This window comes from Faecousia intestinalis, assembly GCF_040096185.1.
Lineage (GTDB): Bacteria > Bacillota > Clostridia > Oscillospirales > Oscillospiraceae > JAZOXB01.
In genome coordinates this window covers 1-25,401 of sequence record NZ_JBBMFF010000158.1, presented here as the reverse complement: position 1 = coordinate 25,401, position 25,401 = coordinate 1, and the positions used below count along the sequence as shown (strand labels likewise).

Sequence of the window (25,401 nt, the reverse complement as noted above, 5' to 3'; positions counted from 1 at the left end):
CTGCAAAGGAGACACTGCCATGAAGGAGATCAAAACAGTCGCGCTGGTCGGCCTCGGAGCCATCGGCGCATATTTTGCGGACAGGCTGCAGCCGGTGCTCGGCGACGATCTGCGTGTCATCGCAGGCGGTGCGCGTGCGGAGCGGATCCGCCGCGAGGGCCTTGTCATTAACGGCAAGCAGGAATACTACCACGTTGTGGAGCCGGGCGAGGGCGAGCCTGCCGATCTGGTGATCTTTGCCACGAAGATGTCTGGCTTGCAGCAGGCCATCGAGGACGTGCGGGCGCAGATCGGCCCGGAGACGCTCATCCTTTCGCCGCTCAACGGCGTGGAGAGCGAGGAGGTTGTGGCGAAGACCTACGGCTGGGAGAATATTGTCTATTCCCTGATGCGCATCAGCAGCGTCAAGGTCGGAAACACCGTTTCGTTCGACCCGAACGCCGCGTTCTATGTGGAGTATGGCGAGAAGAAGAACGATCCCGCGAACCTGTCCGAGCGCGTGCTGCGCCTCAAGGCACTGTTTGACGGCGCGGGCATCCGCTATCAGATCCGCCCGGATATGCTGCTGGCCATCTGGGAGAAATTTGCCTGCAACGTCAGCGAAAATCAGGTCGCTGCCGTGCTCGACCTGCCGTATGGCGCGTGGGGCAGCTGCGAGGACGCCGAGGCGCTGCGCATCATGGTCGCGGCCGAGGTCATCGAGATCGCACAGAAGAAAGGCATCCCCATCGAGACGAACTATGCGCGCGACCATCTGGATGTCATCAAGGCCGTTCCGCCGCGCAACAAGCCCTCTACGCTGCAGGATATTCTGGCCGGGCGCAAAACGGAGGTCGATATCTTTGCCGGTGCGGTCATCCGCCTTGGCAAGGAATATGGCGTCCCCACGCCGTATAACGAGTTCCTGTATCACGCCATCCGCGTGCTCGAGGCGAAGAACGCCGGTACGGTCGAGGGAGTATAATATCAAATAACAGATCCTGACGATCCACAGGCCCATGTGGATCGTCAGGATCATTTTACTTGTTCTGCAGCGAAAGAAGCATCGTTTCGAGTGCGGCGGCAGCGACGCTGCGTGGCCGGTCCGTGCGGCGGATGAGGCAGACGGCCCGCTCCGGCAGGCCCTCGCGCAGGTGCAGGCGCTCGATGCCGGGGGCGGGGAGCAGAACATCCGGCACAAAGGCGATGCCGAGGCCGTTTTTCACAAGCGGCAGGAGCTGCGTGGAGGTCGCCGCCTCAATATCCGGCGCATAGCTCAGCCCATGGCGGCGGAACAGGCTCTCATAGAGGTCAAACGTGCTCGTACCGCGCCGCAGGGCGATGAGCGGCAGGGCCGCGATCTCCCGGAGCGTAAAGGTGCGGCCGCTGTCCAGCGGGAAGGCCGTGCTGCACACGGCGACCTCGCGGAACGAGGCCAGCACCGTCGCCTCCAGCGGAGCGGACAGGGGAGTGGGCGGCATTGTAACGACGGCAAGCTCGGCAAGGCCGCTGCGCAGGGCGTCGATGGCCTCCGGCGCGGACTGGTTCGAAACGCGCAGGCGGATGGCGGGATTTTCGCGGTGAAAGCGGCTGAGTACCTGCAGCAGCACGGCGTGCAGGGCCGTCTCGCTGCAGGCGATGGAGACCATGCCGCTGCGCAGTTCGCGCTGGCGCTGCAGCTCGGCCTCGCCCGCGCGCAGCTGCTCCATGGCGGCCGTGACGTGGGCATAGAGAGCCTCGCCCTCCGGCGTCAGCTCCACGCCGCGGCTGGAGCGCAGGAACAGGCGGCAGCCGAGCTCCGCCTCGAGATTGTGCACGGCGCGCGTCAGGTTCGGCTGGCTGTTGACCAGCGCCTCCGCCGCGCGGGTAAAGCTGCGGTGCCGCGCTACGGCTTCAAAGATGCGGTAATAATCCAGCGCAATGTCCATGTGTTCCTCCTATATAAAATTGATATCGAGACCATATCAACAATAGATTATCCGTATAAGAACAGAGCCATTATAATACACCCTTGGAATGGAATCAAGGAGGAATCATTGTGAATCAGGACTTAACGACCGGCAAACCGAGCCGGGTGCTCTGGAAATTCTGTCTGCCGCTGTTCGGCAGCATCATTTTCCAGCAGCTATATAATATCGCAGACAGCTTTGTCGCCGGTAAATTCATCGGCGAGAATGCGCTGGCCGCCGTCGGCAACAGCTATGAGATCACGCTGATCTTCATCGCCTTTGCCTTTGGCTGCAACATCGGCTGCTCCGTCGTGGCGGCGCAGTTCTTCGGCGCGAAGGACCTGCGCAGCATGAAGACGACGATCTATACCACGCTCATCGCCAGCGCGGGCCTGTGCGCTGTTCTGATGCTGGTCGGCCTGCTGCTGTCGCGTCAGCTCCTCGGCCTCATCAACACGCCGGATGAGATCATGAAGGACTCTCAGCTGTATCTGAACATCTACATCTGCGGCCTGCCGTTTGTGTTTTTCTATAATGTGGCGACCGGTATTTTCTCCGCGCTCGGCGATTCCAAAACGCCGTTCTTCTTCCTCATGGCTTCGTCTCTCTCGAACATCGCGGTGGATATCCTGTTCGTCACGGCGTTCGGCATGGGCGTGGACGGCGTTGCGTGGGCGACGTTCCTGTGCCAGGGCGTGAGCTGCGTGCTGGCGCTGGTGTTCGTGTTCCGCCGTCTGGCGAAGATCCACCTGCCGGAGGGCCAGAGGGCTCCGGTCTTCTCCGGCAGACTGCTCGGCCGCGTGGCGCGCGTCGCCGTCCCGAGTATCCTGCAGCAGAGCTTTGTCTCCGTCGGCAATATCGTGCTGCAGAGTATCATCAATTCGTTCGGCACGGCCGTTATGGCGGGCTATTCCGCGTCGGTCAAGCTGAATAATCTGGTCATCACGTCACTCGTGACGCTGGGCAACGGCATTTCGAACTTCACGGCGCAGAACCTCGGCGCACAGAAGCCGGACCGCATCCGCAGCGGCTTCCGCGCGGGTCTGTACCTTGTGTGGGCGCTGTGCGTCCCGCTGACGGTGCTGTATTTCTTTGCGGGCGCACCGCTTGTGAAGATCTTCGTCGATAACCCGACGCAGAAGGCGCTGGCGACCGGCGTGCAGTTCCTGCACATCGTCGCGCCTTTCTATGTGATCGTCGCCTCGAAGATCGTGGCCGACGGCGTCCTGCGCGGCGCGGGAAAGATGGGCCCGTTCATGGTCTCCACGTTCACGGACCTGCTGCTGCGTGTCGCACTGGCCTTTGTCCTGTCCCGCACCTTTGAGGAGACCGGCATCTGGCTGTCGTGGCCGATCGGCTGGACCGTTGCAACGGTCTTGTCTCTGCTGTTCTACCGCTTCGCGCGACTGAAGCCGGAGACCCCGGCTGAGGCCATCGCACTTGAGACAGAGGCTGCCGTCGAGGCGGAGGACGCCGCCGAGGGCGAGTACGCCGAGTTATAACTGAGAACAAAAGTTCGGACCGTGCTGTGTTTTGCAGCACGGTCCGTTAGACTGTCAAATAACCTGCCCAGCCAAAAGTCTCGGAGGGAAGGATCGTGTGAAAGGAAACCGTCAGGGTTTGCTTTCACGTTCCATCACCCGCCGCAGCGACAGAATTGCAAAATCATGATACAAAAATTGATTTTGCGATTCTGAAAGCATCTTGTCAAAAAATCCCCCGAGGGACTGTTTGACAAGATGACGGGAGAAACCGCAGCATACCTGCGATTTCTCCCGTTTTTCATTTTTTGTGACGGTCATCACAGAGAAAACAAGAAGTCTGTGATGAAACGGCGCAAAAAAACAAAAGGCAATACCGCGTGGTCCGGGAAAGCATTTTCCGGAGGACGAATGCAACGGTGCGATATTGCCGGAAGAATCCTTTCAGCAGTCTTCCAGCAGGTCGTCGCAGCTCACGCCGAGCGCCTTGGCCAGCTCGGCGACCTCATAATCCGGCACGAACCGAACGCCCTTTTCAATGCGCAGAATGGTTACTTCGTTCATTTCCATTCCGGCAAGCTGCATGCGCGCGGCCAGCTGACGCTGGGTCAGGTGCTGACTGATACGCAGGTCGTGCAGACGGTGCCCGATCAGGTTCTTGGAATTACGGTACCAATAGATTTTCACGATCCTTCACCCCGGTTCTGACAGCATATAATCTCTTAAAGTTTAATCGATTTTTTGCGCGCAGATACTTCTAAAGATGAAACTGCCAGATAAAAATCTGATTATATCGAATGGCTGTGAGGTCTTGCAAATTTTATGCCGTTGGGGTATGATAAGAGGCAAGATAACGGGATGGGAGGCGCGGATATGGAACGGATCCTGCTGGTGGAGGATGACAGCGCGATCTATCAGCCGCTGACGTCGTTTTTGCGCGGTGAGGGCTTTGCCGTGCGGCAGGCCTCCGGTCAGCGCGAGGCGCTTGCTCTGCTGGAGACGGAAGAATTTGACCTTGTGCTGCTCGATGTCGGCCTGCGCGACGGGAACGGCTTTTCCGTCTGCTCGGCTGTGAAGCAGCGCGGCGGGACGGCCGTGATCTTCCTGAGTGCGTCCGGGGACGAGTACAGTGTTGTGACGGGGCTGGACCTCGGCGCGGACGACTATATCGCCAAGCCCTTCCGCCCGCGGGAGCTTGTCTCGCGCATCCGCAGCGTGCTGCGCCGGACGGGGCGGGTACAGTCCGTTCTGGACGTCGGCCCGCTTCGTGTCGACACCGAGCGCGCCTGCGTGAGCAAAAACGGACAGGAGCTGAGCCTTTCCGCGCTGGAATACCGGCTGCTGCTCGTATTCCTGAATCACAGGGGCGCGACGCTCAGCCGCGCGCAGCTGCTCGAGGAGATCTGGGATGTGGCGGGCGATTTCGTGAACGACAATACGCTGACGGTCTACATCAAGCGCCTGCGTGACAAGCTCGAGGACGATCCGCAGGACCCAGCGCTCATCCGCACGGTGCGCGGCGTCGGATACCGGATGGAGGGCTGAGCGATGCTGCGGAACCCGGAACTGCGCCGTGCGCTGCTCGTGGGCGGCCTTCTGACGTTTCTTGCCTCGGCAGCGGCGATGAGCCTGTCCGGCTGGCAGGCCGCCTGCGTGGCGCTGGCGCTCGGCACCGTGCTGCTGGTGCTTTACGGCGTGGAGCTCTGCTGCCGCTACCGGGCCATGGCCCGCCTGGCGGCCGACATCGACGCCGTGCTGCACGGCAGCGGCGATATCCATCTGGCCGATTACGGCGAGGGCGAGGTCAGCCTGCTGCGCAGCGAGGTGCGCAAAATGACGCTCCGCCTGCGGGAGCAGTCCGCGCAGCTCGAAAAGGAAAAGCTGCAGCTCGCCGACGCCATGGCGGATATCTCGCACCAGATGCGCACGCCGCTTACGGCGGTGAACCTGCTGCTGACGAGTCTGGCCGGGCATGTGGACGAAGAAAGCCGCGGCGACGTGCGCGCGCTGCGGCGGCAGGTGGCGCGGATGGACTGGCTCGTAGAATCGCTGCTGAAGCTGGCAAAGCTCGATGCCGGGACGGCGCGCTTCTGCCCGGAAACCATTCCGCTTTCGGCCCTGCTGGCGCGGGCGGCGGAGCCGTTTGCCATCGGCATGGAGCTGCGCGGCCAGCAGCTGCAGGTCGAGGCTTCCGGGAACGTCCGCTGCGATCCCGCGTGGACGGCGGAGGCCCTCGGCAACATTCTGAAAAACTGCTCGGAGCATATGCAGGAGGGCACGATCACGGTGCGGGCGGAGGAAAACGCCGTTGCGTCGGTCGTTGTCATCCGCGATACCGGCGGCGGCATCGCACCGCAGGATCTGCCGCATCTGTTCGAGCGCTATTATAAGGGCGAAAACGCACCGGAGCAGAGCGTTGGCATCGGTCTTGCACTTTCACGCTCCATCGCGGCGGCGCAGAACGGCACGCTCACGGCGGCTAATGTGCCCGGCGGCGCGGAATTTACGATGAAGCTCTATAAGGGGATCGTATGAGCGAACGTATCACACTGGCGCAGCTTGCGGCCATCTCCATGCTGACGGAGCGCACGCTGCGCAGCTATCTCAAGCGGGGCCTGCTCGCCGGGGAGAAGACGCCGGGCGGCTGGCGCTTCACGGCGGAGCAGACCGCGGCGTTTCTGGCCCTGCCGCAGGTGTGCAGCGCCTCGAACGCGCGGCGGAACGCCGTGGCAGAGGACTTCATCCAGCGGCGCATGGACACGACGGGGCAGCTGTGCGCCGTGCTCGACCTGCCGGTCGCGGCAGCGGAGCTTTGCCGGACTGTGGCCGCCCTTGCGGCGGAGCATGGCGTGACCATGGCTTTCAGCGGAGATGCGGCGCTCTCGCGCGTGACGCTGCGCGGCCCGGCGCAGGATGTGCTGGCGGCGCTGCAGGCGCTGTCCGTCTATTTCCCCGGAAAATCCTGCCGGATTTCAGGTTGAAGTTCCGGCGGGATTTTATTATGCTGTGGGAAAGGAGGTGCAGACGATGGATCTGAAAAACTGGTACGATCGGGTACGGGAGCAGCTGGACAGGCTGGACTTCCCGGCCCTGTGGGCGGGCTTTGCACCCTGCCCGTTTGCCCTGTACACGCACGACACGGCCGTTCTGAACGGTGAGATGGTGCCCCGCCCGGCGGAATTCTACGGCAACACCAGCGTGTGCCGGCAGGGGGAGTATCTTGCCATCTGGGATATGGAGGCCGACCCGCCTGCGGATGTTGCGGGGCTTGCGGCCTCGCTCGTGCACGAGATGTTCCACAGCTTCCAGTTCCGCTGCGGCGAGCAGGGCTGGCCGGACGATCTGGTGCTGGCGGCTACGGAGCCGCAGCCCGCGTTTCTGGCCCTGCGCGCACAGGAGCACCGCGCCCTGGCAGGCGGCGCGCCGCTTTCCGAGGTACTGGCTCTGCGGCAGAGCCGCGCGGCGCTCCAGCCGGAGCTTCTCCTGGAGGAGGCGCGCATGGAGACCATCGAAGGGACGGCGGAATATGTCGGCCGCCTTGCGCTGGCGCGCCTGTCGCCTGCGGCCTGCAAAGGTGCCTATGCCCGCAGTGCGCAGCGGCTGCTGCAGTGGCCGGACCTGCGCCGCGGGGCCTATGACAGCGGTCCGTGGCTGCTGCGGCGGGCGGCAGAGGAGGGCCTGCCGATGCCGGTGCACCCCGGCGGGGAACCGATCGCGGATCAGCTCGCACGGCAGCTCAGCCTGCCGGAGGTACGGCTGCAGCCGGAGCTTCTGGCCGAGGCGGAGCGGCGGCTCGAACGGGAGCGGTCGGCGCGGCGTGTGACGCTGCGGGCCCTGCTCGAAACGGCGGAGCGGACGGAGGGGGACTTTGCTGTCTGCGGCTATGACCCCATGCAGCTTCGGGCGCAGGACGGCCTGCTCTGGAGCGGGAGCTTTCTCGCTCTGCGGCAGGCGGATGGCACGGTGCGCCGTCTGTTCGGTCCGTGCGCTGTGCAGCTTGCGGACGATCCCCACCGGGCGACGGCGCTGTTTGTGCCGCGAATGTGACAAAATTGTCACCTGCGAGTCACTGGCCCGTCACCGGGGCATGGTAAAATGAAGGCATCAAACGAAAGGAAGAAAATATCTATGGATCTTCTGACGGTCGAACATCTGACCAAAACCTACGGCACGGGGGAGAACGCTGTCCATGCGCTGGATGACGTGAGCTTTTCCGTCCCGCGCGGGCAGTTTCTTGCCATCATCGGCCCGTCCGGCTCCGGCAAATCGACGCTGCTGCATATTCTCGGCGGCGTGGACCGCCCGACGAGCGGCCACGTTTATATGAATGGGGAGGACGTCTACTCCCGCTCCGACACGGCGCTGGCGATCTTCCGCCGCCGCGAGGTCGGCCTCATCTATCAGTTCTATAACCTGATCCCGGTCCTGAACGTGGTGGAGAACATCACGCTGCCCGTCCTGATGGATGGACGGAAGGTGAATGACGCGCGCCTCCAGGAGCTTCTGGACACGCTCGGCCTGCGCGGCCGCGAAAAGCACCTGCCGAATCAGCTTTCCGGCGGTCAGCAGCAGCGCGTCTCCATCGGCCGCGCGCTCATCAACGCGCCGTCCGTCGTGCTGGCGGACGAGCCGACCGGCAACCTTGACCGCAAGAACTCGCAGGAGATCGTGGAGCTGCTGAAATACTCCAACCGCCAGTACGGGCAGACGCTCATCGTCATCACGCATGACGAGTCCATCGCCCTGCAGGCCGACCGCGTGCTTGCCATCGAGGACGGCCACATCGTCCGGGACGAGGTGATCCGCAAATGAATGTGTTTCACCGTGTTGCGCAGCGCTCCATGCGCGCAAACCGCATGCGGACGATCGTCACGATCATCGGCGTGATCCTTTCGGCGGCCATGTTTACCGCCGTGACGACGTTCGCGACCACGCTGATGACGCATCTGCAGCGGGTCACGGCCTATTTGGACGGCGCTTACTATCTCGGCGTGCATAATGTGGACGCCGACACACTGGCCTCCATGCGGGCCGACAGTGATATCGAGGCTTTTTCGGCCGCCGAGGTGCTCGGCTATGCAGAGGTCACGGTCAACAACGCCTATAAGCCCTATCTGTATGTCGAGGCCATCGACGCCGGGTTTTCGGACCGGATGCCGGTCCATCTTGTCGAGGGCCGTATGCCGGAAAACGGCACGGAGCTGCTCATCCCGGACCACCTGCAGGCCTATTCCGACGCGGGGACCTATCTCGTCGGCGACACGCTGACGCTCGAGCTGGGCGACCGCTATTCCGGCGGCTGGCGGCTGTGGCAGAACAACGGCTTCCAGCCGGAAGGCGATGAGTCTGCGGACCCCGGCCTGACGGACGAGCCGGAGCAGCCGGAGCAGCTGCTGGCGCGCGAGACGCGCACCTATACGATCGTCGGCGTCTATCAGCGCCCGAATTTTGAAGACTACTCCGCGCCGGGCTTCTCTGCCCTGACGGTGCAGGAGAATGAGCCGCAGACCGGCCTGTATGATGTCTATTTGCTGCTGCGTGATGCAAAGCAGGAGACGCTTGACCGGGTCATGGCGCGCTATTCCGATGCGGCCGAGGGCGGTATCAGCATGAACTGGGATTACCTGCGCACACAGGGCAATTTCCGCTATGGCAACTATTCGAGATTCTTGCTGATGTTTGTGGTCATCTTTGTCCTGCTCATCATGCTCGGCTCCGTCAGCCTGATTTACAGTGCGTTTTCCATTTCCGTCAGCGAGCGGACGCGGCAGTTCGGCCTGCTGGCGTCCATCGGCGCGACGCGGGCGCAGCTCCGCCGGACGGTCTATGCCGAGGCTGGGACGGTCGCGCTCATCGGCATTCCGCTCGGCCTGCTTGCGGGCTGCGGCGGTATGTGGGTGACGATCCGCCTGCTGAGCCCACGCATTTCCGGCCTGATCGGCACACGCGAGGTCGCGATGCGGTTTGCCGCCTCGCCGCTGACCCTGTTGGCGGCGGCCCTGATCGCGCTGGCGACGGTTTTCCTCTCGGCGCAGATCCCGGCGCGGCGTGCCATGCGCATTTCGCCCATTGAGGCCATCCGCCAGAGCCGCGACGTGCGCGCGGCGGCAAAACACGGCGGCTCCGGCCGCCTGAGCTACCGCCTGTTCGGCCTGCCGGGCCTGCTTTCCAGCCGCTATTTCCACCGCAGCCGTAAAAAGTACCGTGCCACGATCTTCTCCCTTGCCATGAGTGTGCTGCTGTTCGTCTCGGCGAGTACCTATGGCATGTACCTGACGGAGAGCGTGACCGAGAGCGTCAACCTGCCGCCCTATGACCTGTCCTATTCCACGGGCGAAGGGGAGAAGGATGTTGCCATGCTGCCCGCCCTGCGGGCGGCGGATGGCGTCGAGAAGGTGTGGTTTGCCTCCTGTGACAACGGCGACTATGTGCTGGACAGGAATGAATTTGCCAGCGGTTACCGGAATATTCTGGAGAAATCCGGCGCCGGAACCGAGAAAGCGCGGAGCTATTCCGCCTGCTACCTCGATGACGAGACGTTCAACGCCATCCTCGCCTCTATCGGCATGACGCGCGCAGAGTATGATGCCGCGCCCGGCGCGATCGTCTGTGACCACGCAAGCGTGACCTATTATGACGAGAACAACCGCCTGAGCTATACCGGCCGCGTACTGAACGACGGCGTCACGGCGCTGCGCACGTTCAGCGCGGACAGCCTCGAGGACGGCTCGAAATACGTCTATACCGCTTACGAAGACGGCGGCTATGTCAGCTACTATTACAACGAGACGAAGCAGACCTATCAGCCGCGCCCGGCGTCGTTCGGCGATGGGATTGCAATTGTTGGCCGGACGGAGACGCAGCTGACGAACAGCGGCTCTGACAGCCTCGTGCTGTACTATCCGTTCTCCATGGCCAAGGGCATTGCCCGGAACACCGGCTCGCTGATGCTGGTGACGGATGACGCGAAGCAGGCCCAGAAGAGCCTGGAGGAGGTCGTGAACGCCTCCGGCGAGACCTATACGGAGGGCAACCTCTATGACGCACGGGAGGAGTACCGCGACGCGGAGAATGCCCTTATCGTGGTGCGCGTGTTCGCCTATGGCTTTATCACGCTGATGTCGCTCATCTGTGTGGCGAACGTCTTCAACACCACGACGACGAACGTGCTGCTCCGCCGCCGGGACTTTGCGATGCTGCGCTCGGCCGGTATGACGCGCGGCGGCCTGAACCGCATGATCTGCTATGAGTGCCTGCTCTACGGCACGCGGGCCCTGCTCATCGGCCTGCCGCTGTCGGTTGCGCTGGCCTTCCTGATGTATCGCTCCGCCTCTTTCATCGGCGCGTCGTACTTCCGGCTGGACTGGACGGCTGTGATCATCGCGTCGGTCATGGTGTTCCTCGTTGTGTTTCTCTCCATGATGTATGCCATGCGCAAGATCAAGCGCGACAATCCCGTTGATGCCCTGAAGAACGAAACGACCTGATCCGCGCCCATACGACAAAATTCGCCCCCGGCAGGTGACCCTGCCGGGGGCGAAAGGCTATGCTGTTGGTTTTTGTCGCTCGGCCAGCAGCCGCGCGGCCTCCGTGCGCATGGCCCAGACCATTTCGCACAGATATTTCGGAATGCCGGAGACGCTTCCCGTCTCGGCCATGGCCATGGCGGCGCAGGAGTGGCAGATGCGCCGGTTCTGGCAGCCGGTGCAGGTGCCGGAGAGACGTTGGGCCGCGCTGACGCGCGTCAGCTCGCTCCAGGCCTCGCGGAAGGGCTTGCCCTTCAGCTCGATGCGCGGCTTCGGCATCATGCCGCAGGGCGTCAGCCAGCCGTCCCACGTCACCCAGAACGAGGCGTTGCCCGCGCGGCAGGAGATCGTGCCGTCTACGGGGTCGACGCAGTCCTCGTCCAGACCGGGGGGCGGGGCGATGCCACGCAGGATGTTCTGCAGAAAGCGGGTGAAGTCCTCCTCGCCGCGCTGCAGGCGGTAGCGCTCCATGTGATAGTGCGCCGTTTCCGCCGGGGTGAAGCGGTCGTTCCGCCCGATCATGGCCGGGTCGCGGCGCAGCGGGGGGAACATATAGGTGTTGACCTCAAGGATGAGGTCCCGTTCGGCGGCATAGCTTACGATGCGCTCCAGATCGCCCGCGTTGTGCGGTGTGAGGGAGCAGTTGAGCTTGACGAGGATGCCTGCCTGCCGCAGCAGGGTGATGGCGCGGTCCACGCGGTCAAACATACCGCTGCGGCCGCACAGGGCTTCGTAGGTCTCATTGCCCGCGCCGTAGAGCGTGATGTTGATGCGTGTGGGCGGATGCTCGGCCAGCCGGGCCACGCGGGCCTCATCCAGCAGGGTGCCGTTGGAGTTGATGGAGATGAGGAAGCCCATCGTGCTCAGCCGCTCGTAAAGCGGCCAGAAGTCCTGCCACAGGAACGGCTCGCCGCCGGTCAGCAGCAGGTAGAGCATGCCTGCGTCGCGCGCCTGCTCGGCGATGGACAGCCACTGGATCAGCCCGACGGGCGGACGCGGCGAGGCGGCGACCTCGGCGGGCGTCTTACGCACATAGCACATCTTGCAGGCGAGGTTGCACACCGGCGAAAGCTCAAAGGTACCGCTCAGCGGCGTGAGTGTGCGGCTGGCGCGGTCAAAAAGATACTGTGTCAGGCGTGGTTCAACATAGCGTTCAGGCTGTTTCATGTTCCAACTCCGCTTTCAGGCAGTCGACCGCGGCGCGGTCAGGCGTACAGGTCAGGGCGTAGACGGGAACGTCCAGCGCCGCCAGCAGGTCGCAGACCCGCGCGACATAGCGGTCGTCCCATAGGTTGACGGTCATTCCCGCATACAGGCCGCGGAACGCGGCGGCGGGGGAGAGGCGGCGCAGCGAGCACGCGCTGCCCTGCGACAGCAGGACGATGGCGCGCACGGGGCGGCTCTCGTTTACAAAGCAGTTCGAGGACCCGGCGTATGGCGAGCCGAAGGCCGTCCACACGCCGTCCATGCGGCGCAGCACGGTGCGGTCGCCGTTAAGGAGCTCCGCGCCCTCATAGCGCTGCCAGAGGTCCGCCTGCGTGGACTTGCCGATGCCGGATACGCCGGAGAACAGCAGCCCGCCGTAGCGCGTGGAGACGAACGAGGCGTGCAGGATCATGGCGTCCCGCTGCAGCAGCAGGGCCTCGAGGGCAATGTGGGAGAAGCAGTTGGCCGTCTCGGAGAAAAAGCCCCGGTCGGCCTCCAGATATTCGATGGTTTCGCGCCCGTCCTGCTCCAAATGGCCGACGGCGTAGGGCCGGTCGCCCTCACGCCGGTCGTGGAAGACGCGAAAAAAGCCGTCCTCCGTTCGGAAGACGGCAAAGGCATAATTTCGCAGAAGCTCGCGGCCGCGGACCTCGGGCAGAGCCTGCACGGGCAGCAGCGAGACAGTCAGGGGTGCTTCGCCGGGCGCACAGAGGAAGGGCTGGAAGCCGCGCGTGACCTCCGGCCGGAACGGCATCAGCAGGCGGATCTCACAGCCTGCGATGGAGAAAGAGATCGATTCCACAGAGAGTCAGGACTGGAAAATTTTCGGCATATCAGCACCGTTGGTATAGCAATAGTTTGGAACAATAAAATCGCATTTGGTGACATGAGGTTCTGTCTCAGCAAAACCGTTTACAAAGTCTGCACCATCGCCATCATAATTATCCTTGATAATTTTACATTGTATAGGATCACCACTACCGATCTGGTAATCACACATTGCAATATGCTCTGCCAGCGCAAAATTCTCGTAATTTACCTTGGGCTTCTGATACTGCTTCATCTGGAATTCCCCCTTCAGAATGCGAACGGCGGCGCGAATGCGCAGGAGAGGCGCGTCAAAGGACAAACCGCCGGATTTTCTTTAATTACCGTAATCATAGCGCAGAGAACGCGTTTTGTCAACGTTTTTTTGCAGAAAATGCAACTTTTCCCGCGGCTTCGTCCGGAATTTCCATATGTTTCCAGATAAGGCAGCAAGTTCTGCGCCTCACTTTTCCTCGAGAATTTTGTTCAGCTCGCGCATGAAGCTGTTGATATCCTTGAACTGGCGGTAAACCGAGGCAAAGCGGACATAGGCGACCTCGTCGAGCGGCTTGAGCCGCTCCATGACCAGCTCGCCGATCTGGCCGGTGCTGACCTCGCGCTCGAGGGAGTTCTGCAGGATCTGCTCGATGTCCAGCGCGGCCGTCTCCAGCGCGGCCAGACTGACCGGGCGCTTTTCGCACGCGCGGAGCATGCCGTTGAGGATTTTATTGCGGTCAAAGGACTGGCGGCTGCCGTCCTTCTTCACCACCACGATGGGCAGGCTCTCGACGGTCTCATAGGTCGTGAAGCGCCGCTGGCACTGCAGGCATTCGCGGCGGCGGCGGATGCTCAGGCCGTCGTCCGAGTGGCGGGAATCGACGACCTTGCTCTCGGGATAGCTGCAATAGGGACATTTCATGGCAATTTTCCCCTTTTGTTTCGTTTCTTTTAGTTTATCAAATCCTGTCAAATTTGTCCATTGCTTTTTTGCGTCAGCGGGACAGAAGCTCCTCCAGCACGTCCCGCACGGCGCAGGGCGTGACCGTCCCGCGGTGCAGTGTGCGGCCGAGCCGCAGCACCTCGCGCGGCGTGGGCGAGAGCTCCGGCAGGCAGGCGCGGCATCGCTCCTGCCCGCGGCGCATGCGGACCTCCAGCCCGAAGCGCCCGCCCGAGCGCAGCAGATAATAGTCCAGCCGGGCGCGGTGTCCGTCCGCGCAGCGCACCCCGGCGCGGCCGATCAGCGTTCTGTGTTTCATGGGACCACCTCCGGTTCCTATTGAACCACAGAACCGACCTGCGCGCTACGGTGAAATTTCTGCATATTCCGACAACGAAAGGAAGAAATCAGTCGAAAACTTCGCTTTTCCTTTCATTATTCGACAACGGGCAGAAAAACACCGGACGAAAAGTTGGAGAACAAGTCGCTATTTGTCGAAACTTTCCCGCCCGGGGAAGATCGGCGCGTGCAGCAGCTGCCGCGACAGCGCCAGAATGGCGGGGGAATCCAGGCTGTTTTCGATCGTCACGCTGCCCTCGCCCTGCTGCACCAGCAGCCCCGCGTCCAGCAGGCGGCGCTTTGTCTCGCGCGCCGTGCCCGCGCTGCCGTCCAGCAGCTCGACGTCCGGCCCCACCACACGGCGGATGGCCCCGGCGGCGAAGGGAAAGTGGGTGCAGCCCAGCACAAGGGCGTCCGGCCCGGCGGCAAGCACCGGGGCAAGCCGCGCAGCAAGGCAGCGCTCCAGTGCGGGACCGGTCAGCTCACCGCGCTCGACGAACTCCACCAGCTCCGGGCAGGGGCATTTCAAAATATGGCAGTTCTCGGCGCAGCGCTGCAGCAGGGCGGCAAATTTCTCCTCGCGGAGCGTGGCCTCCGTGGCCAGTACGCCGATGCAGCCGCCGGGATGGCGCGAAACGGCCAGCTTGAGCGCAGGCTCAATGCCGATGATGACCCGATCCGGCCAGCGGGCGCGCAGCGCACCGATGGCGGCGGATGTCGCTGTGTTGCAGGCCACGACAAGGGCCTTTGCGCCCCGGTCAAACAGGCGCTCGGCATGGGCGAGCGTCAGAGAACGAATTTCTGCGGTCGGGCGCGTGCCATAGGGCGCGTTGGCCGAGTCGCCGAAGTAGAGAAAATGCTCGCTCGGCATCTGCGCGACCAGCTCCCGCAGGACGCTCAGTCCGCCGACACCGGAATCAAATACGGCAATGGGGCCCATACGACCGCCTCCTTTCCAACTGTCCAGCTTCTTATTATACACCTTTTCTGCCGAAAAAGCAAATTCCGGGCAGGGAAAATGCAGCGGTGCGGCGAACCTCTGCAAAATTGTGCTTGACAAGTGACCGATTGGTTACTATAATATAAATGTGACCGAACGGTTACGAAAGGGGAGCGTACATGGCAGGCAATACCAGAGAGCGCATTCTGGAGGTCTCACTGGAGCTGTTCGCGCAGAGTGGATATCTGGGGACCTCTATGAGCGACATCGCAAAGCAGCTCGGCATCACAAAGGGCGCTTTGTATAAGCACTATCGCAGCAAGCAGGAAATTCTGGACCGGATCGTGGAGCGGATGAACGAAATGGACTATGCCCGCGCAGCGGAATATGAGATGCCGGAGACGGAGCCGGACGGCTTTGCGGAGGCCTATCTCCATACGCCGGTCGGCAAGATCCGCGCCTACAGCGAGGCGCAGTTCGACCACTGGACGAAGGAGCCGTTTGCCGCGAATTTCCGCCGGATGCTGACGCTGGAGCAATACCGCGAGCCGAAGCTCGCGCAGCTGTATCAGGACTATCTGGCGGGCGGGCCGCTGCAGTATATGGCGGCGATCTTCCGCAGGCTGGCGGATTCGGACGAGGCCGCCATGCAGCTGGCACTGGAGTTTTACGGGCCGATGTTCCTGCTCTACAGCGTCTATGACGGCGCGGCGCAGAAGGAGACCGTCACGGACCTGCTGCGGCAGCACATTGACCGGTTCATCGCGCGCATCGAGGCGGAAAAAAGCCTGACGGCCGAAAAAACCTCTTGAAAAGGGCAAGAAGCGGATTATAATATAGCTAACGAACGTTAGTTAGTGAGGCGCGAGCATGAAGCAGGAGGATACCCGGCAGAAAATTCTGGACAAGGCGCTGGAGCTGTTTGCGGCGAAGGGCTATGATTCCGTCAGTGTGGGCGAGATCGCGCAGGCGGTCGGCATTAAGGCTCCTTCGCTCTACAATCACTTTCCGGGCAAGCAGGCCATTTTCGACGCGATCGTCGAGGCAACGGCGGCGCAGTATGAGGCGGACACCGACCGGATCGACATCCATGTGCAGGATGCGGGGCAGGACATTCCTGTTTTTACGGAGATCACGGAGGACGCCCTGTTCGAGAAGGTGCGGCAGATCTTCTCTTACTCCCTGCACAACGAGACCATCAGCCGCTTCCGCCGCATGATGACCATCGAGCAGTTCCGCTCGCCGGAGTTGGCGGCGCTGTACTCCCGGCGCTATGTCGGGCGCGTGCTGGACTATCATGCCGGAATTTTTCGCGCCCTGATCGCGGCCGGAGAAATTTGTCCGGAGGACCCGGACACGCTGGCGATGCTGTATGTCGCGCCGGTCGTGACGCTCCTCGGCGTCTGTGACCGCCAGCCGGAGCGCGAGGCGGAGTGTCTGGAGCGGCTCCGGAAGCATGTGGGACTCTTTTTTCGCATGGTTCATGGCAAAACGCCGGAAAGTGGGGGAGACGATGGAACAGCCCGGTGAACGGTGGGTCCTGTGCCCGATGTGCGGGGCGAAGACGCGCCTGCGCCTGCTGGCAGGGAAGGCCCTGCTGCTCCGAAAGCGGCCATGACACGATCCGTGTCGCCCATGTGACAGACAGATTCTTTCCTTTTTCGCCGGGATCGTGCAGAATGGTTCCCGGCGGATGGCAAGAATCATTGCTGCAAAGGAAAGATCTACATGGAAAAACAAAACAAAAGGCTTCTTTGGAGCGCGCTTGGCTTTTTCGCGGCCTTCGTGCTGTGGACCGTTCTGGTCTGCCGGGCGGACGTGCGGCCGGATCGGGTCCAAATCGGGAAAGAAGAACAGCAATGCATATCAGCCAGTATTTCCTGCGCGGAGACGTCAGGGGCGCCATTGCCCATATGCGCGCGCACGAGGAATTCCGGGATGTTCTACCGGCCTACCTTGCGATTTTTGAGAATTGCGAATACCGCACCTACGGGATACCGGCCCCGCTCAACGATATCCTGCGCCTGTATCAGATCTACTTCCGGGATACCTTTTACTGCGGCCTGCCGGAGGCGGAGGCCGCGGACAAACTGCTGGCGCGGCTGAAAAAGCGCCTGGATTTGCCGGATGCAGACGAGGCACGGCTGACGGAGCGGCTGCAGGCGGCGTTTGAAGCGGAGGGCTATCATGCGCTTTTCGGGAAAACGCAGGGCTATTACGGCCCCTATGTCTGGCGCGAAACGGTCCCGGCCGTCTATCAGGTGGAGCTGCCGGACGGATCGGCGGAATATACCGTCAATCTTCTCAAGGGCTTCGTGTTCCGGAGCTGGATGGATTATCTGACCTTCGGCCGGTACGGCACGGGCGGCTGGGCCTCGCCCGACGGCACGATCAACTGCATCGAGCAGGCGTATGATCTGGAAAGCGAGCGGTTCCGGGTCTCTCTCCTGAAGCATGAGGCGCAGCATACCGTGGACAGAAAACGATTCCCTCAGATCACCCCGGCGGAGCTGGAATACCGGGCCAAGCTGGTGGAGCTGCATTTCTCCGGCGACCCAGGGCTGCTGCAAAAGTTCCTGTCGGAAGCGGACGAGAGCAAACCGGACGACAGTCACGCGGTCGCCTCCGCAAGGATCGGACGAGAGTTTGCAGATACGGACCAAACGGTGCTTTCGTGCATTCAGACGCGGGCGCTGGAGCTACTCCGCGCGCACACGCGGGAACTGGAGGAAAAGTACGGGGAAAGCCGGGACCACCCGAACGGGGAAGCTGTATGAATCAGGAGAATGCCGTATGGACGAATGGACCGGCCGCTGCGGACGGGACTGCGGGACCTGCGGAGCCCTGTGGACGGCGCTCAACGGCGTGCCGATCACGCCGGACATGCTCCGCTGCCATGCCTGACGCATGGACCGTAAACGGCGCGGAATATGCCGTGCTCCGGCTCCTGGGAAAGGGAAAGGGCGGATATTCCTATCTTGTGACGGATGGGGCCTCGCAGTATGTCCTGAAGCAGATCCACCACGAGCCCTGCGAATACTACACCTTCGGCGACAAGCTGCAATCGGAGCTCCGCGACTATGAAACGCTGCGGAAGCTCGGCATCCCGATGCCGCGGCTGCTGGCGGCGGATATCCCGCAGGAGCGCATCCTGAAGGAGTACATCGCCGGACCGACGGTCGCGGAGCTCCTCAAAGCGGGACGGCCGGAGCCCGGCTGGCTTGCGCAGGTGCACGCCATGTGCCGCCTGCTGTACCCGGCCGGACTGAATATCGACTACTATCCCACCAACTTCGTCCCGCGCGCCGGAGTGCTTTATTACATTGACTACGAGTGCAATGCCTACGAGGAGCAGTGGGACTTTGTACATTGGGGCGCGCAGTATTGGCGGGGAGCGGAGCAGAAGGAAAACGGTTGAAAGAGAACCGCCCTAAAAGCTCGCTGCATTCGATCTCTGCGGATATGTGTAAAATGTAAAAGCGGTAAGTATATCTCAGCGGAATTAGAAGGAACGCCATAAAAAGCGCTATCTGACTGGACTTCCGATCAGATAGCGCCGTTTTCTTTTGCTGGCGAAATTATTCAAACGAGGTATGACCATGAGCAAACTTATATCCTATCAATTCAACATATGACTGCACAGCCGTTGAAAACGAAGTTGCCGACAACCGCTTCCAGCGGTCAGAGCGGAACGATCTGATCTACAAGAACCCGCTTGCCTATGCCGATCTGATTCTGAACAGCAAGCTGAATGTCCTGTTTGAATAAACCGACATGAGCATAAACGACAGCGTCCCGGATCATAATGATTGGGACGCTGTTTCTTATATCATTGTATTTTGCGAATTCATTCCTCAAACAGGTACAGGAGATATCCGTAGCCCTCGGCCTCCATCTTCGCATAGGGGACGAAGCGGAGAGACGCGCTGTTGATGCAGTAGCGCACGCCGTTGGGGGATTCCGGATCGCCGGTGAACACATGCCCGAGGTGGGAGTCTCCGGCGCGGCTGCGCACCTCTGTGCGGCGCATGCCGAAGCTGCTGTCCTCAAGCTCCACCACGGCAGGCTCTTCAATGGGCTTTGTGAAAGCCGGCCAGCCGCAGCCGCTCTCAAACTTATCCGTGGAGGAAAAGAGCGGTTCGCCGGTGACGATATCCACATAGATGCCCTTCTCGAACTGATCCCAGAACGCATTGCTGAATGGACGTTCCGTGCCGTTCTCCTGGGTGACGCGGTACTGCTCCACCGTCAGTTTGTCCCGAATGGACTCTGCTGCGGGCTTTTGGTAGTCGCCCGGATCGATGCGAAGCTTGGAGAACAGTTCCATCTCCGCCCGCGGGATGTGGCAATAGCCGTTCGGATTCTTTTCCAGATAATCCTGATGGTATTCTTCGGCGGGGTAGTAGTTTTTCAGCGGCCCGATCTCCACGAAGAATTTCTTGCTGCGCCCCCGCTCGATCTCCGCGATGCGCTCTACGGTCTCCCTCGCCCTGTCGTTGGTATAGTAGACGCCGGTCTGGTACTGGCTTCCGACGTCATTCCCCTGCCGGTTCTCCACCGTGGGGTCGATGACGTAGAAATACGCCAGTAGCAGCGCGTCAAGGCTCACCTGTTCGGGGTCGTACTCCACCCGCACGGTTTCACGGAATCCCGTGCCGCCCTTGCAGACGGTCCGATAGTCCGCGTCCGCCTCGCAGGTGCCGTTGGCATAGCCGCTCTGGGCGTCGATGACGCCGGGAATAGACTGCATCAGCTGTTCCATGCCCCAGAAGCAGCCGCCCGCCAGATATATGACATGTTCCGTGTTATCCATATACATGCTCTCCTCACCGGACGTATCTGAGGACTGCCCGGCTGTTTCCATATCCTGTGCTTCCTTTCCCTGCGGCATAGGCTTTTGATTGGCTGTGCAGCCGCTCAGCAGCAACGCCGCAGCAAGCAGAAGCGGCAATCCTCTCCGAATCATGGTGTTTCCTCCTTTCGAGAGGAATCGGTTTGCTCCGCGCCTTCAGCGGTCCGGCATCCCTCCGCCGTACGGCCGCAGGAGCATCCCGAGCAGCAGCCCGAAGGCGACACCGAAGCCGATGGCGAGCTACGGGTTGGACGTAATGGCGCAGGCGCCCGCAGCGCAGCCTACATAGCGGTAGTACAGCCAGCCGCCGACGCCGCCGGCCAGCGTCAGTGCGGCGGGAAACAGAACGACTGCCGGCTTACACGACGTCTTGCCCATTGAGACCTCCTGTTCGAGATCCCGCTCTCAGCCCTTATCGGCGGCAAGCGCCTGATCGATGAGCTTTTGCAGCGCTTCCGCCTGGTTCTTTTCTGTGATGGCGCCCACGATGGGCTCGCCCACGATATTGCCGTTGCGGTCAACCACATAGGTGGTGGGGTAAGCGAAGATGTTCGTTGTGAACTTGCCGGCCTCGCCATCGGAAGCGAAATACACATTCTGATAGGTCGCGCCCTTCTTGGCCAATACGTCTTTTGCTTCGGAAATTGCTGCCTCGTCGCCATCCAATGTGAAGGTGTTGACACCGATGAGTGCGCCGCCCTTCTCCGCAAGCTCCTTGTTCAGTGCGTCCAGTTCGGCAAGCTCACCCACACAGGGATTGCAGGTGGTGAACCAGAAATTCACTACGGTGACGGCATTGCCGGAGAACAGCGTATCGCTCTTGACCTCGTTCCCGTCCAGATCCTTTCCCTCAAAGGCGGGGAACTTCTGCAGGCTGCCATCATCGGGAGGCGTCATCATGTTGTCGCCCGCAGGCACGCTCATGCCGTCGCCGGAGGGCATCTGACCGCAGCCAGGGAACTTCTCCTCCAGAGCGGCGACCTTGACTTCAATGCTGCGGATCGTTTCGCCGTCCTTCTGCAGCAGCTTCAGCTCGTCCTCGGTGAACTCATCCTTTGCGCTTTCGATCGTTTTGAGCAGGAAGTCACCGTAGTTGCTGCCGTCCTCGATCATCGTAGAGCCCTTGTCAGCGGAAAGGAAAACCTTTTCCCAAAGCGCACTGTTCTCGTTCAGGATCGCAGTTTCGGCATCCATCAGCTGGGTGTGCAGTGCCGTCGCTTCCTCAGCGGTGGCCGCCTCTTTTGCCAGAAGGTCATCGATCGCGTTAGCCGCGTTGTCTTCAGTTGCCATGTTGCCTCCGTTCGTTTGCGGCTTGCTGCAGGCAGCAAAACTGAGCACCAGCGCAACGAGGAGCAGTGCGGTCAGAATTTTGGTCATTTTCATGTTCATGATTTTTTCTCCTTTACAATATCATTCATTTGCTTATTTGTTTTCTCCGGGAGAACGGTACCCTGCTTTCCCGTGCCAAAGCCGCAGCGGAAGCGCACGGCATTGGTCGGACAGGCTCGGACACACATCCCGCAGCGGATGCACTCGGTATGGTTCGGGGATTTCGTTACGTCCACGTCCATTTTGCAGGCTTTTGCGCATTTCCCGCAGGAAATACACTTGCTCTGATCCACCTTCATCTGAACCAGGGAGACCTTATTCAGCAGCGCATAGAACGCGCCCAGCGGGCAGATCCACTTGCAGAAGGGCCGATAAAACAGCACGCTGAGCACGATCACCACCAGTAAAATGCCGAACTTCCACGTAAACAGGCTGCCCAGCGCCGCACGGATGCCGGAATTGGCAAGAGACAGCGGAATTGCCCCCTCCAGCACGCCCTGCGGGCAGAGATACTTGCAGAAGAAGGGATCCCCCATGCCCACATCGTTTACAAGGAACGCCGGGAGCAGGAATACCATCACCAGCAAAATAGCATATTTCAGGTATCGCAGGGGCTTGAGCTTCCTTGTAGACAGCTTTCTTGACGGAATCTTGTGCAGCAGCTCCTGAAACCAGCCAAAGGGACACAAAAAACCGCAGATAAAGCGTCCCAGCAAAACGCCCAGCAGAATCAGAATTCCTGTGATATAATAGGAAAAGCTGAATTTCGACGAGCCTACCACCGCCTGAAAGGCCCCAATGGGACAGGCACCGGAGGCTGCCGGACAGGAATAGCAGTTGAGTCCCGGCACACAGACGGTCTTCCCCGCGCCCTGGTACAGCCCGCCCTTAAGAAAATTCGGCAGATGCAGATTGGTCAATAAGGCCGCACCCGCCTGGATCCAGCCCCGGAAGCGCGCCAGAAACTGTGATACGCCCGTAAACTTCTTTTTACCCAATGCCAACACACTCCAGACACAGCTTAATGGCCTTGCTTAGCACCGTCGCCGCCTCGCCACGCCAGGCGCCGAAGCATAGCATGGCAATTGCGGCAGCCAACAGGGTAACCTGTACCGTCGTCTTTTTCGCATGGCTCATTTTTCATCACCCTTTCCGGTTTTCTGTCGCTATCATAGCGCAGGAGAGTTAAATTCTCTGTTAAGAACGAAAATTTAACGCAAACCTTATCTGTTTTTGCTATAATTAAGAACAACGTGAAAATGAAATAATAAAAAGGAGGGCTCTTATGCACCTTTTGGTCATTGAAGATGAACGCGCCCTGTGCGAGACCATCGTCCGCAGCCTGCGGCGGCTGGCCTACAGCGTGGACTACTGTTACGATGGGGAGAAGGCTCTGGAGCTGCTGGGCGTGGAGCGCTATGATCTGGTGCTTCTTGACCTGAACCTGCCGAGGAAGGACGGTATGACGGTGCTGCGGAGCCTGCGGCAGACCGACCGTGAGACACGGGTGCTGATCCTCTCTGCGCGCAGCGAGGTGGAGGACAAGGTGGCGGGGCTGGATGCGGGAGCCAACGACTATCTGGCAAAGCCCTTCCACTTAGCTGAATTGGAGGCCCGCATCCGCAGTCTGACCCTGCGGCAGTTTACCCAGCAGGATGTGCTGCTGGTCTGCGGAGATTTGACCTTTGATACCCGCTCCCGCACCGCCGCCGTCAAGGGGCAGACCATGACACTGACCCGCAAGGAGACGGGGATTCTGGAATACTTGATGGTACATCAGGGCCGGCCGGTGAGTCAGGAGGAGCTGATGGATCATGTTTGGGACAACAGTGTGGACAGCTTCAGCAACTCCATCCGGGTCCACATCTCCGCACTGCGCAAAAAGCTTCGCGCTGCACTGGGCTATGATCCCATCCGCAACCGCATCGGTGAAGGCTATCTGATGGGAGGCACTGAAGCATGAAGCGGATCTCTTTACAATGGCGCATCACGCTGATGACCGTTCTGCTCATCGGCGTCACCTGCGTGGCCATGAATCTGCTGCTCTGCTTCTCCGGTGTGTACTATATGGACACCATTGTGGACGGCTTACAGGGCGGCGGCACGGTGATCCTGAATGAGGAAGGCACAGCAAGCTTTGACCCGCAGCTCGTAGCGCCCGACGATGAGCTGACCATCGTCGTCGATGGGGCGCAGGGGCGCTTTCGCGCGACCAACTGGTATATCACGGCTGCGGTAACGCTGCTCAGCGGCATTCTTGCCTACTTTGTCAGTGGACGTGCCCTCAAGCCCCTGCGCAGCTTTGCTTCTCAGGTGGAAATGGTGCAGATGAACAATCTGGCGGATATGAAGATCGATGAAGATGTGCTTCCGGAGTTTAAGCAGCTCAGCCACTCCTTCAACCAGATGCTGGAGCGGCTGAACACCGCCTTTGCCGCCCAGCGGCAGTTCACCGGCAACGCTGCCCACGAGCTGCGCACACCGCTGGCACTGATGCAGGCGCAGCTGGAGCTGTTTTCCGCAGAGCATCCCGCCATGCTGCCGCAGACGGCAGAGTTTCTCACCCTTCTGCGGGAGCAAACGGAGAGGCTGACGCAGATGACCAGAACGCTGCTGGAGATGAGTAATTTGCAGCAGGTGGCACGGAACGAGCGCATCCAGCTTGCCCCCATGATCGAGGAGATCTTCACAGATCTCGCGCCGCTCTCAGATAAGCGCGGCGTCACACTGACGGCGGAGGGTGACGGCATTATGACCGGCAGTGACGCACTGATCTACCGGCTGATCTTCAACCTGACGGAGAATGCTGTCAAGTACAACCGGCCGGGCGGCTCGGTACGGGTTTCTGTCACACAGGAGCCGGAAAAGCTCCTGCTTCGCGTGTCGGATACTGGCTGCGGCATCCCGGAGGAGCATCAGCGCAGTATCTTCCAGCCCTTCTTCCGGGTGGACAAGTCCCGCAGCCGCGAGTACGGTGGCGCAGGGTTGGGGCTCGCGCTGGTGTGGGAGATCGCCGAACTCCACGGCGGCTCCGTTTGGGTGGAGGAGAGTTCGGAGAAGGGCACCACCATTGCGGTGGGGTTGCCAACGCAACAATCACCGAAGCCATAAAATCCTTTTATTCGTTTTTTCGTTGCTTCGCTTGCCGCCCGGCGGCGTTCCTCTCTGTATGGGGCGGTCAGCCGGAAAGAGAAGCGTCCCTTTTCAATCTCAAATTCCTTGCAGCCCGTGTCCGGGTCTGACGGCACTCGCCGGGGTGAGCTGCGGCATAGGCGGTCAACCTGTTCTTGAGGTCGGTGTTGTGGGTGCGGATGAAGATGGTGGGGTCTTTCTCGTCAAAATAGATTTCGGTGGTTTTTTCCTGCTGGGTCAGCCCTCTTCTCATAGGCTTATCCTTTCTGCGGCTCTGTCACGCAATAGGGGTGTTTTTCGGGGATTTTCTTCGGCTCTTGACTTGGAAAAAATGGCGATTTTTAAACAGGAGCGCGCCGGACGATGTCTGCCCTGTCCGACGCGCTCCCATTCGATAAAATGCGTTTTTTCTGGCTCTACACAGGAATCAGCGAGCTTCGTCCCTCGTGACCGCTTTTTCTCTGAGCGGATGGAAGAATCGCCACAGATTATTACGCTGAATTACATCCTCATAGCTGCGGACTTTCCCGCGTATCTGGCCTCCTTAAACAGCAAAAATGCGATGTTCAAGTACGGACTTGAACGATACAATGCACTGCGCATCATGGAAAATACACTGAACTTGCGGGAGATCAAGCTGCTTGATAACGGAACGGAGTACAACGAGCGGGATACCCTTGCCGCCCTGGAAAAGCAGCGCCTGATCAATGAAGAATTTAAGCGGTGGATCTGGCTTGATGAGGACCGCCGTTGGCTGGTGGAAGAAGCCTATAACAACATATTTACCGGCTATGAAAGAAGCCTTATATCCTGCTGAAATACGCGGAACAAAAATACCTTAATCCAAGACCGTGTCGGGGTGCTTAGCCCCGGCGCGGTTTTTTCGGTACACCGCTGCAGAAAAGGATCCGATTTCTGAAGTTC

At 60.7% G+C, this 25,401-nt stretch carries 30 protein-coding genes and 1 pseudogene; 17 read left to right on the top strand and 14 right to left on the bottom strand.

Translation table 11 applies throughout. From position 1 onward, the window contains the following. The first annotated feature begins 19 nt into the window (after nucleotides 1–19). A complete protein-coding gene (locus WMO66_RS04190) occupies nucleotides 20–964 on the top strand; it encodes a ketopantoate reductase family protein (RefSeq protein ID WP_349135127.1) in 945 nt (314 codons plus the stop codon). A 55-nt stretch (nucleotides 965–1,019) separates the two neighbouring features. Here the strand turns inward: WMO66_RS04190 and WMO66_RS04185 are convergent, their stop codons facing one another. Continuing rightward, the gene (locus WMO66_RS04185) at nucleotides 1,020–1,907 is read right to left on the bottom strand and encodes a LysR family transcriptional regulator (protein ID WP_349135126.1); all 888 of its coding nucleotides are present in this window, start codon (nucleotides 1,905–1,907) and stop codon (nucleotides 1,020–1,022) included. 110 nt (nucleotides 1,908–2,017) lie between these two features. On the opposite strand from WMO66_RS04185, the gene WMO66_RS04180 reads away from it, so the two are divergent. Next, nucleotides 2,018–3,430 (top strand): MATE family efflux transporter, encoded by a 1,413-nt coding sequence (locus tag WMO66_RS04180; protein ID WP_349135125.1) that lies wholly within the window; start codon nucleotides 2,018–2,020, stop codon nucleotides 3,428–3,430. Nucleotides 3,431–3,853: 423 nt separating this feature from the next. Here the strand turns inward: WMO66_RS04180 and WMO66_RS04175 are convergent, their stop codons facing one another. Further along, nucleotides 3,854–4,096 (bottom strand): helix-turn-helix domain-containing protein, encoded by a 243-nt coding sequence (locus tag WMO66_RS04175; RefSeq protein ID WP_349135124.1) that lies wholly within the window; start codon nucleotides 4,094–4,096, stop codon nucleotides 3,854–3,856. A 186-nt stretch (nucleotides 4,097–4,282) separates the two neighbouring features. On the opposite strand from WMO66_RS04175, the gene WMO66_RS04170 reads away from it, so the two are divergent. The 6 genes from WMO66_RS04170 (at nucleotide 4,283) to WMO66_RS04145 (ending at nucleotide 10,896) form a co-directional block, all read left to right on the top strand. Continuing rightward, entirely contained in the window at nucleotides 4,283–4,954 is a 672-nt protein-coding gene (locus tag WMO66_RS04170) for a response regulator transcription factor (RefSeq protein ID WP_349135123.1), read from the top strand. 3 nt (nucleotides 4,955–4,957) lie between these two features. After that, on the top strand, nucleotides 4,958–5,944 hold the full coding sequence (locus WMO66_RS04165) for a sensor histidine kinase (protein ID WP_349135122.1): 987 nt from the start codon (nucleotides 4,958–4,960) through the stop codon (nucleotides 5,942–5,944). Beyond that, nucleotides 5,941–6,390: a MerR family transcriptional regulator gene (locus WMO66_RS04160; protein WP_349135121.1), complete on the top strand. Its 450-nt coding sequence runs from the start codon at nucleotides 5,941–5,943 to the stop codon at nucleotides 6,388–6,390. Before WMO66_RS04165 ends, WMO66_RS04160 begins: the two co-directional genes overlap by 4 nt. A 46-nt stretch (nucleotides 6,391–6,436) precedes the next feature. Continuing rightward, on the top strand, nucleotides 6,437–7,456 hold the full coding sequence (locus WMO66_RS04155) for a hypothetical protein (protein WP_349135120.1): 1,020 nt from the start codon (nucleotides 6,437–6,439) through the stop codon (nucleotides 7,454–7,456). An 81-nt stretch (nucleotides 7,457–7,537) separates the two neighbouring features. Beyond that, nucleotides 7,538–8,221: an ABC transporter ATP-binding protein gene (locus WMO66_RS04150; protein WP_349135119.1), complete on the top strand. Its 684-nt coding sequence runs from the start codon at nucleotides 7,538–7,540 to the stop codon at nucleotides 8,219–8,221. Beyond that, a complete protein-coding gene (locus WMO66_RS04145) occupies nucleotides 8,218–10,896 on the top strand; it encodes an ABC transporter permease (RefSeq protein ID WP_349135118.1) in 2,679 nt (892 codons plus the stop codon). Before WMO66_RS04150 ends, WMO66_RS04145 begins: the two co-directional genes overlap by 4 nt. A 57-nt stretch (nucleotides 10,897–10,953) precedes the next feature. Here WMO66_RS04145 and WMO66_RS04140 read toward each other — a convergent pair whose 3' ends face one another. The 6 genes from WMO66_RS04140 to murI form a co-directional block, all read right to left on the bottom strand. Then, entirely contained in the window at nucleotides 10,954–12,102 is a 1,149-nt protein-coding gene (locus WMO66_RS04140) for a radical SAM protein (RefSeq protein ID WP_349135117.1), read from the bottom strand. Further along, nucleotides 12,089–12,943: a hypothetical protein gene (locus WMO66_RS04135; protein ID WP_349135116.1), complete on the bottom strand. Its 855-nt coding sequence runs from the start codon at nucleotides 12,941–12,943 to the stop codon at nucleotides 12,089–12,091. The genes WMO66_RS04140 and WMO66_RS04135 overlap by 14 nt, the downstream gene beginning before the upstream one ends. Before the next feature lie 6 nt (nucleotides 12,944–12,949). Continuing rightward, nucleotides 12,950–13,204: a hypothetical protein gene (locus tag WMO66_RS04130; RefSeq protein WP_349135114.1), complete on the bottom strand. Its 255-nt coding sequence runs from the start codon at nucleotides 13,202–13,204 to the stop codon at nucleotides 12,950–12,952. Nucleotides 13,205–13,411: 207 nt separating this feature from the next. Further along, the gene (gene nrdR, locus WMO66_RS04125; protein ID WP_349135113.1) at nucleotides 13,412–13,867 is read right to left on the bottom strand and encodes a transcriptional regulator NrdR; all 456 of its coding nucleotides are present in this window, start codon (nucleotides 13,865–13,867) and stop codon (nucleotides 13,412–13,414) included. Nucleotides 13,868–13,940: 73 nt separating this feature from the next. Beyond that, nucleotides 13,941–14,204, bottom strand: coding sequence for a DUF6514 family protein (locus WMO66_RS04120; RefSeq protein ID WP_349135112.1), 264 nt, complete (start codon nucleotides 14,202–14,204; stop codon nucleotides 13,941–13,943). 168 nt (nucleotides 14,205–14,372) lie between these two features. Then, nucleotides 14,373–15,164, bottom strand: a complete 792-nt coding sequence (gene murI, locus WMO66_RS04115) for a glutamate racemase (protein ID WP_349135111.1) — start codon at nucleotides 15,162–15,164, stop codon at nucleotides 14,373–14,375. Between the two features lie 179 nt (nucleotides 15,165–15,343). Between murI and WMO66_RS04110 the strand changes: the two genes are divergently transcribed. From WMO66_RS04110 to WMO66_RS04085, 6 genes are all read left to right on the top strand, one after another. Next, nucleotides 15,344–15,976 carry a TetR/AcrR family transcriptional regulator gene (locus WMO66_RS04110; protein WP_349135110.1) on the top strand — a complete coding sequence of 211 codons (633 nt, stop codon included), beginning with the start codon at nucleotides 15,344–15,346 and terminating at the stop codon, nucleotides 15,974–15,976. Nucleotides 15,977–16,034: 58 nt separating this feature from the next. After that, nucleotides 16,035–16,694 (top strand): TetR/AcrR family transcriptional regulator, encoded by a 660-nt coding sequence (locus tag WMO66_RS04105; RefSeq protein ID WP_349135109.1) that lies wholly within the window; start codon nucleotides 16,035–16,037, stop codon nucleotides 16,692–16,694. Beyond that, nucleotides 16,678–16,782, top strand: a complete 105-nt coding sequence (locus tag WMO66_RS04100; protein WP_349135108.1) for a cysteine-rich KTR domain-containing protein — start codon at nucleotides 16,678–16,680, stop codon at nucleotides 16,780–16,782. Before WMO66_RS04105 ends, WMO66_RS04100 begins: the two co-directional genes overlap by 17 nt. A gap of 241 nt (nucleotides 16,783–17,023) precedes the next feature. Next, entirely contained in the window at nucleotides 17,024–17,941 is a 918-nt protein-coding gene (locus WMO66_RS04095; protein WP_349135107.1) for a hypothetical protein, read from the top strand. A 119-nt stretch (nucleotides 17,942–18,060) separates the two neighbouring features. Further along, on the top strand, nucleotides 18,061–18,582 hold the full coding sequence (locus WMO66_RS04090; protein WP_349135105.1) for a BUD32 family EKC/KEOPS complex subunit: 522 nt from the start codon (nucleotides 18,061–18,063) through the stop codon (nucleotides 18,580–18,582). 200 nt (nucleotides 18,583–18,782) lie between these two features. After that, nucleotides 18,783–18,932 (top strand): DUF6061 family protein, encoded by a 150-nt coding sequence (locus WMO66_RS04085; RefSeq protein ID WP_435387783.1) that lies wholly within the window; start codon nucleotides 18,783–18,785, stop codon nucleotides 18,930–18,932. A 79-nt stretch (nucleotides 18,933–19,011) separates the two neighbouring features. Here WMO66_RS04085 and msrB read toward each other — a convergent pair whose 3' ends face one another. The 5 genes from msrB to WMO66_RS04060 all read right to left on the bottom strand — a co-directional run bounded on the left by msrB (nucleotide 19,012) and on the right by WMO66_RS04060 (nucleotide 22,482). After that, complete coding sequence (gene msrB / locus WMO66_RS04080) at nucleotides 19,012–20,130, bottom strand: peptide-methionine (R)-S-oxide reductase MsrB (RefSeq protein WP_349135104.1); 1,119 nt, start codon at nucleotides 20,128–20,130, stop codon at nucleotides 19,012–19,014. Nucleotides 20,131–20,256: 126 nt separating this feature from the next. Further along, nucleotides 20,257–20,394, bottom strand: coding sequence for a hypothetical protein (locus WMO66_RS04075; protein ID WP_349135103.1), 138 nt, complete (start codon nucleotides 20,392–20,394; stop codon nucleotides 20,257–20,259). A 27-nt stretch (nucleotides 20,395–20,421) separates the two neighbouring features. Beyond that, nucleotides 20,422–21,399, bottom strand: coding sequence for a TlpA family protein disulfide reductase (locus WMO66_RS04070; RefSeq protein ID WP_349135156.1), 978 nt, complete (start codon nucleotides 21,397–21,399; stop codon nucleotides 20,422–20,424). 2 nt (nucleotides 21,400–21,401) lie between these two features. Further along, nucleotides 21,402–22,343, bottom strand: coding sequence for a 4Fe-4S binding protein (locus tag WMO66_RS04065; RefSeq protein ID WP_349135102.1), 942 nt, complete (start codon nucleotides 22,341–22,343; stop codon nucleotides 21,402–21,404). Next, entirely contained in the window at nucleotides 22,336–22,482 is a 147-nt protein-coding gene (locus WMO66_RS04060; RefSeq protein ID WP_349135101.1) for a CD1871A family CXXC motif-containing protein, read from the bottom strand. The genes WMO66_RS04065 and WMO66_RS04060 overlap by 8 nt, the downstream gene beginning before the upstream one ends. 148 nt (nucleotides 22,483–22,630) lie before the next feature. On the opposite strand from WMO66_RS04060, the gene WMO66_RS04055 reads away from it, so the two are divergent. Further along, on the top strand, nucleotides 22,631–23,308 hold the full coding sequence (locus WMO66_RS04055) for a response regulator transcription factor (protein WP_349135100.1): 678 nt from the start codon (nucleotides 22,631–22,633) through the stop codon (nucleotides 23,306–23,308). Then, nucleotides 23,305–24,456 carry a sensor histidine kinase gene (locus WMO66_RS04050; RefSeq protein WP_349135099.1) on the top strand — a complete coding sequence of 384 codons (1,152 nt, stop codon included), beginning with the start codon at nucleotides 23,305–23,307 and terminating at the stop codon, nucleotides 24,454–24,456. The genes WMO66_RS04055 and WMO66_RS04050 overlap by 4 nt, the downstream gene beginning before the upstream one ends. 14 nt (nucleotides 24,457–24,470) lie before the next feature. Here WMO66_RS04050 and WMO66_RS04045 read toward each other — a convergent pair. Further along, nucleotides 24,471–24,730 (bottom strand): annotated as a pseudogene (locus WMO66_RS04045) (hypothetical protein); the annotation flags it as partial. On the opposite strand from WMO66_RS04045, the gene WMO66_RS04040 reads away from it, so the two are divergent. Next, on the top strand, nucleotides 24,647–25,294 hold the full coding sequence (locus WMO66_RS04040) for a DUF8437 domain-containing protein (RefSeq protein ID WP_349135157.1): 648 nt from the start codon (nucleotides 24,647–24,649) through the stop codon (nucleotides 25,292–25,294). The pseudogene WMO66_RS04045 and the gene WMO66_RS04040 overlap by 84 nt on opposite strands. Nucleotides 25,295–25,401: the final 107 nt, after the last annotated feature.

What these genes read in the sequence shown, in the direction of transcription:
- WMO66_RS04190 (WP_349135127.1), top strand. Translation starts at nt 20, where the DNA reads ATGAAGGAGATCAAAACAGTCGCGCTGGTCGGCCTCGGAGCCATCGGC.
- WMO66_RS04185 (WP_349135126.1), bottom strand. Translation starts at nt 1,907, where the DNA reads ATGGACATTGCGCTGGATTATTACCGCATCTTTGAAGCCGTAGCGCGG.
- WMO66_RS04170 (WP_349135123.1), top strand. Translation starts at nt 4,283, where the DNA reads ATGGAACGGATCCTGCTGGTGGAGGATGACAGCGCGATCTATCAGCCG.
- WMO66_RS04165 (WP_349135122.1), top strand. Translation starts at nt 4,958, where the DNA reads ATGCTGCGGAACCCGGAACTGCGCCGTGCGCTGCTCGTGGGCGGCCTT.
- WMO66_RS04160 (WP_349135121.1), top strand. Translation starts at nt 5,941, where the DNA reads ATGAGCGAACGTATCACACTGGCGCAGCTTGCGGCCATCTCCATGCTG.
- WMO66_RS04155 (WP_349135120.1), top strand. Translation starts at nt 6,437, where the DNA reads ATGGATCTGAAAAACTGGTACGATCGGGTACGGGAGCAGCTGGACAGG.
- WMO66_RS04150 (WP_349135119.1), top strand. Translation starts at nt 7,538, where the DNA reads ATGGATCTTCTGACGGTCGAACATCTGACCAAAACCTACGGCACGGGG.
- WMO66_RS04145 (WP_349135118.1), top strand. Translation starts at nt 8,218, where the DNA reads ATGAATGTGTTTCACCGTGTTGCGCAGCGCTCCATGCGCGCAAACCGC.
- WMO66_RS04140 (WP_349135117.1), bottom strand. Translation starts at nt 12,102, where the DNA reads ATGAAACAGCCTGAACGCTATGTTGAACCACGCCTGACACAGTATCTT.
- WMO66_RS04130 (WP_349135114.1), bottom strand. Translation starts at nt 13,204, where the DNA reads ATGAAGCAGTATCAGAAGCCCAAGGTAAATTACGAGAATTTTGCGCTG.
- nrdR (WP_349135113.1), bottom strand. Translation starts at nt 13,867, where the DNA reads ATGAAATGTCCCTATTGCAGCTATCCCGAGAGCAAGGTCGTCGATTCC.
- WMO66_RS04120 (WP_349135112.1), bottom strand. Translation starts at nt 14,204, where the DNA reads ATGAAACACAGAACGCTGATCGGCCGCGCCGGGGTGCGCTGCGCGGAC.
- murI (WP_349135111.1), bottom strand. Translation starts at nt 15,164, where the DNA reads ATGGGCCCCATTGCCGTATTTGATTCCGGTGTCGGCGGACTGAGCGTC.
- WMO66_RS04110 (WP_349135110.1), top strand. Translation starts at nt 15,344, where the DNA reads ATGGCAGGCAATACCAGAGAGCGCATTCTGGAGGTCTCACTGGAGCTG.
- WMO66_RS04105 (WP_349135109.1), top strand. Translation starts at nt 16,035, where the DNA reads ATGAAGCAGGAGGATACCCGGCAGAAAATTCTGGACAAGGCGCTGGAG.
- WMO66_RS04100 (WP_349135108.1), top strand. Translation starts at nt 16,678, where the DNA reads ATGGAACAGCCCGGTGAACGGTGGGTCCTGTGCCCGATGTGCGGGGCG.
- WMO66_RS04095 (WP_349135107.1), top strand. Translation starts at nt 17,024, where the DNA reads ATGCATATCAGCCAGTATTTCCTGCGCGGAGACGTCAGGGGCGCCATT.
- WMO66_RS04090 (WP_349135105.1), top strand. Translation starts at nt 18,061, where the DNA reads ATGCCTGACGCATGGACCGTAAACGGCGCGGAATATGCCGTGCTCCGG.
- msrB (WP_349135104.1), bottom strand. Translation starts at nt 20,130, where the DNA reads ATGATTCGGAGAGGATTGCCGCTTCTGCTTGCTGCGGCGTTGCTGCTG.
- WMO66_RS04075 (WP_349135103.1), bottom strand. Translation starts at nt 20,394, where the DNA reads ATGGGCAAGACGTCGTGTAAGCCGGCAGTCGTTCTGTTTCCCGCCGCA.
- WMO66_RS04070 (WP_349135156.1), bottom strand. Translation starts at nt 21,399, where the DNA reads ATGAAAATGACCAAAATTCTGACCGCACTGCTCCTCGTTGCGCTGGTG.
- WMO66_RS04060 (WP_349135101.1), bottom strand. Translation starts at nt 22,482, where the DNA reads ATGAGCCATGCGAAAAAGACGACGGTACAGGTTACCCTGTTGGCTGCC.
- WMO66_RS04055 (WP_349135100.1), top strand. Translation starts at nt 22,631, where the DNA reads ATGCACCTTTTGGTCATTGAAGATGAACGCGCCCTGTGCGAGACCATC.
- WMO66_RS04050 (WP_349135099.1), top strand. Translation starts at nt 23,305, where the DNA reads ATGAAGCGGATCTCTTTACAATGGCGCATCACGCTGATGACCGTTCTG.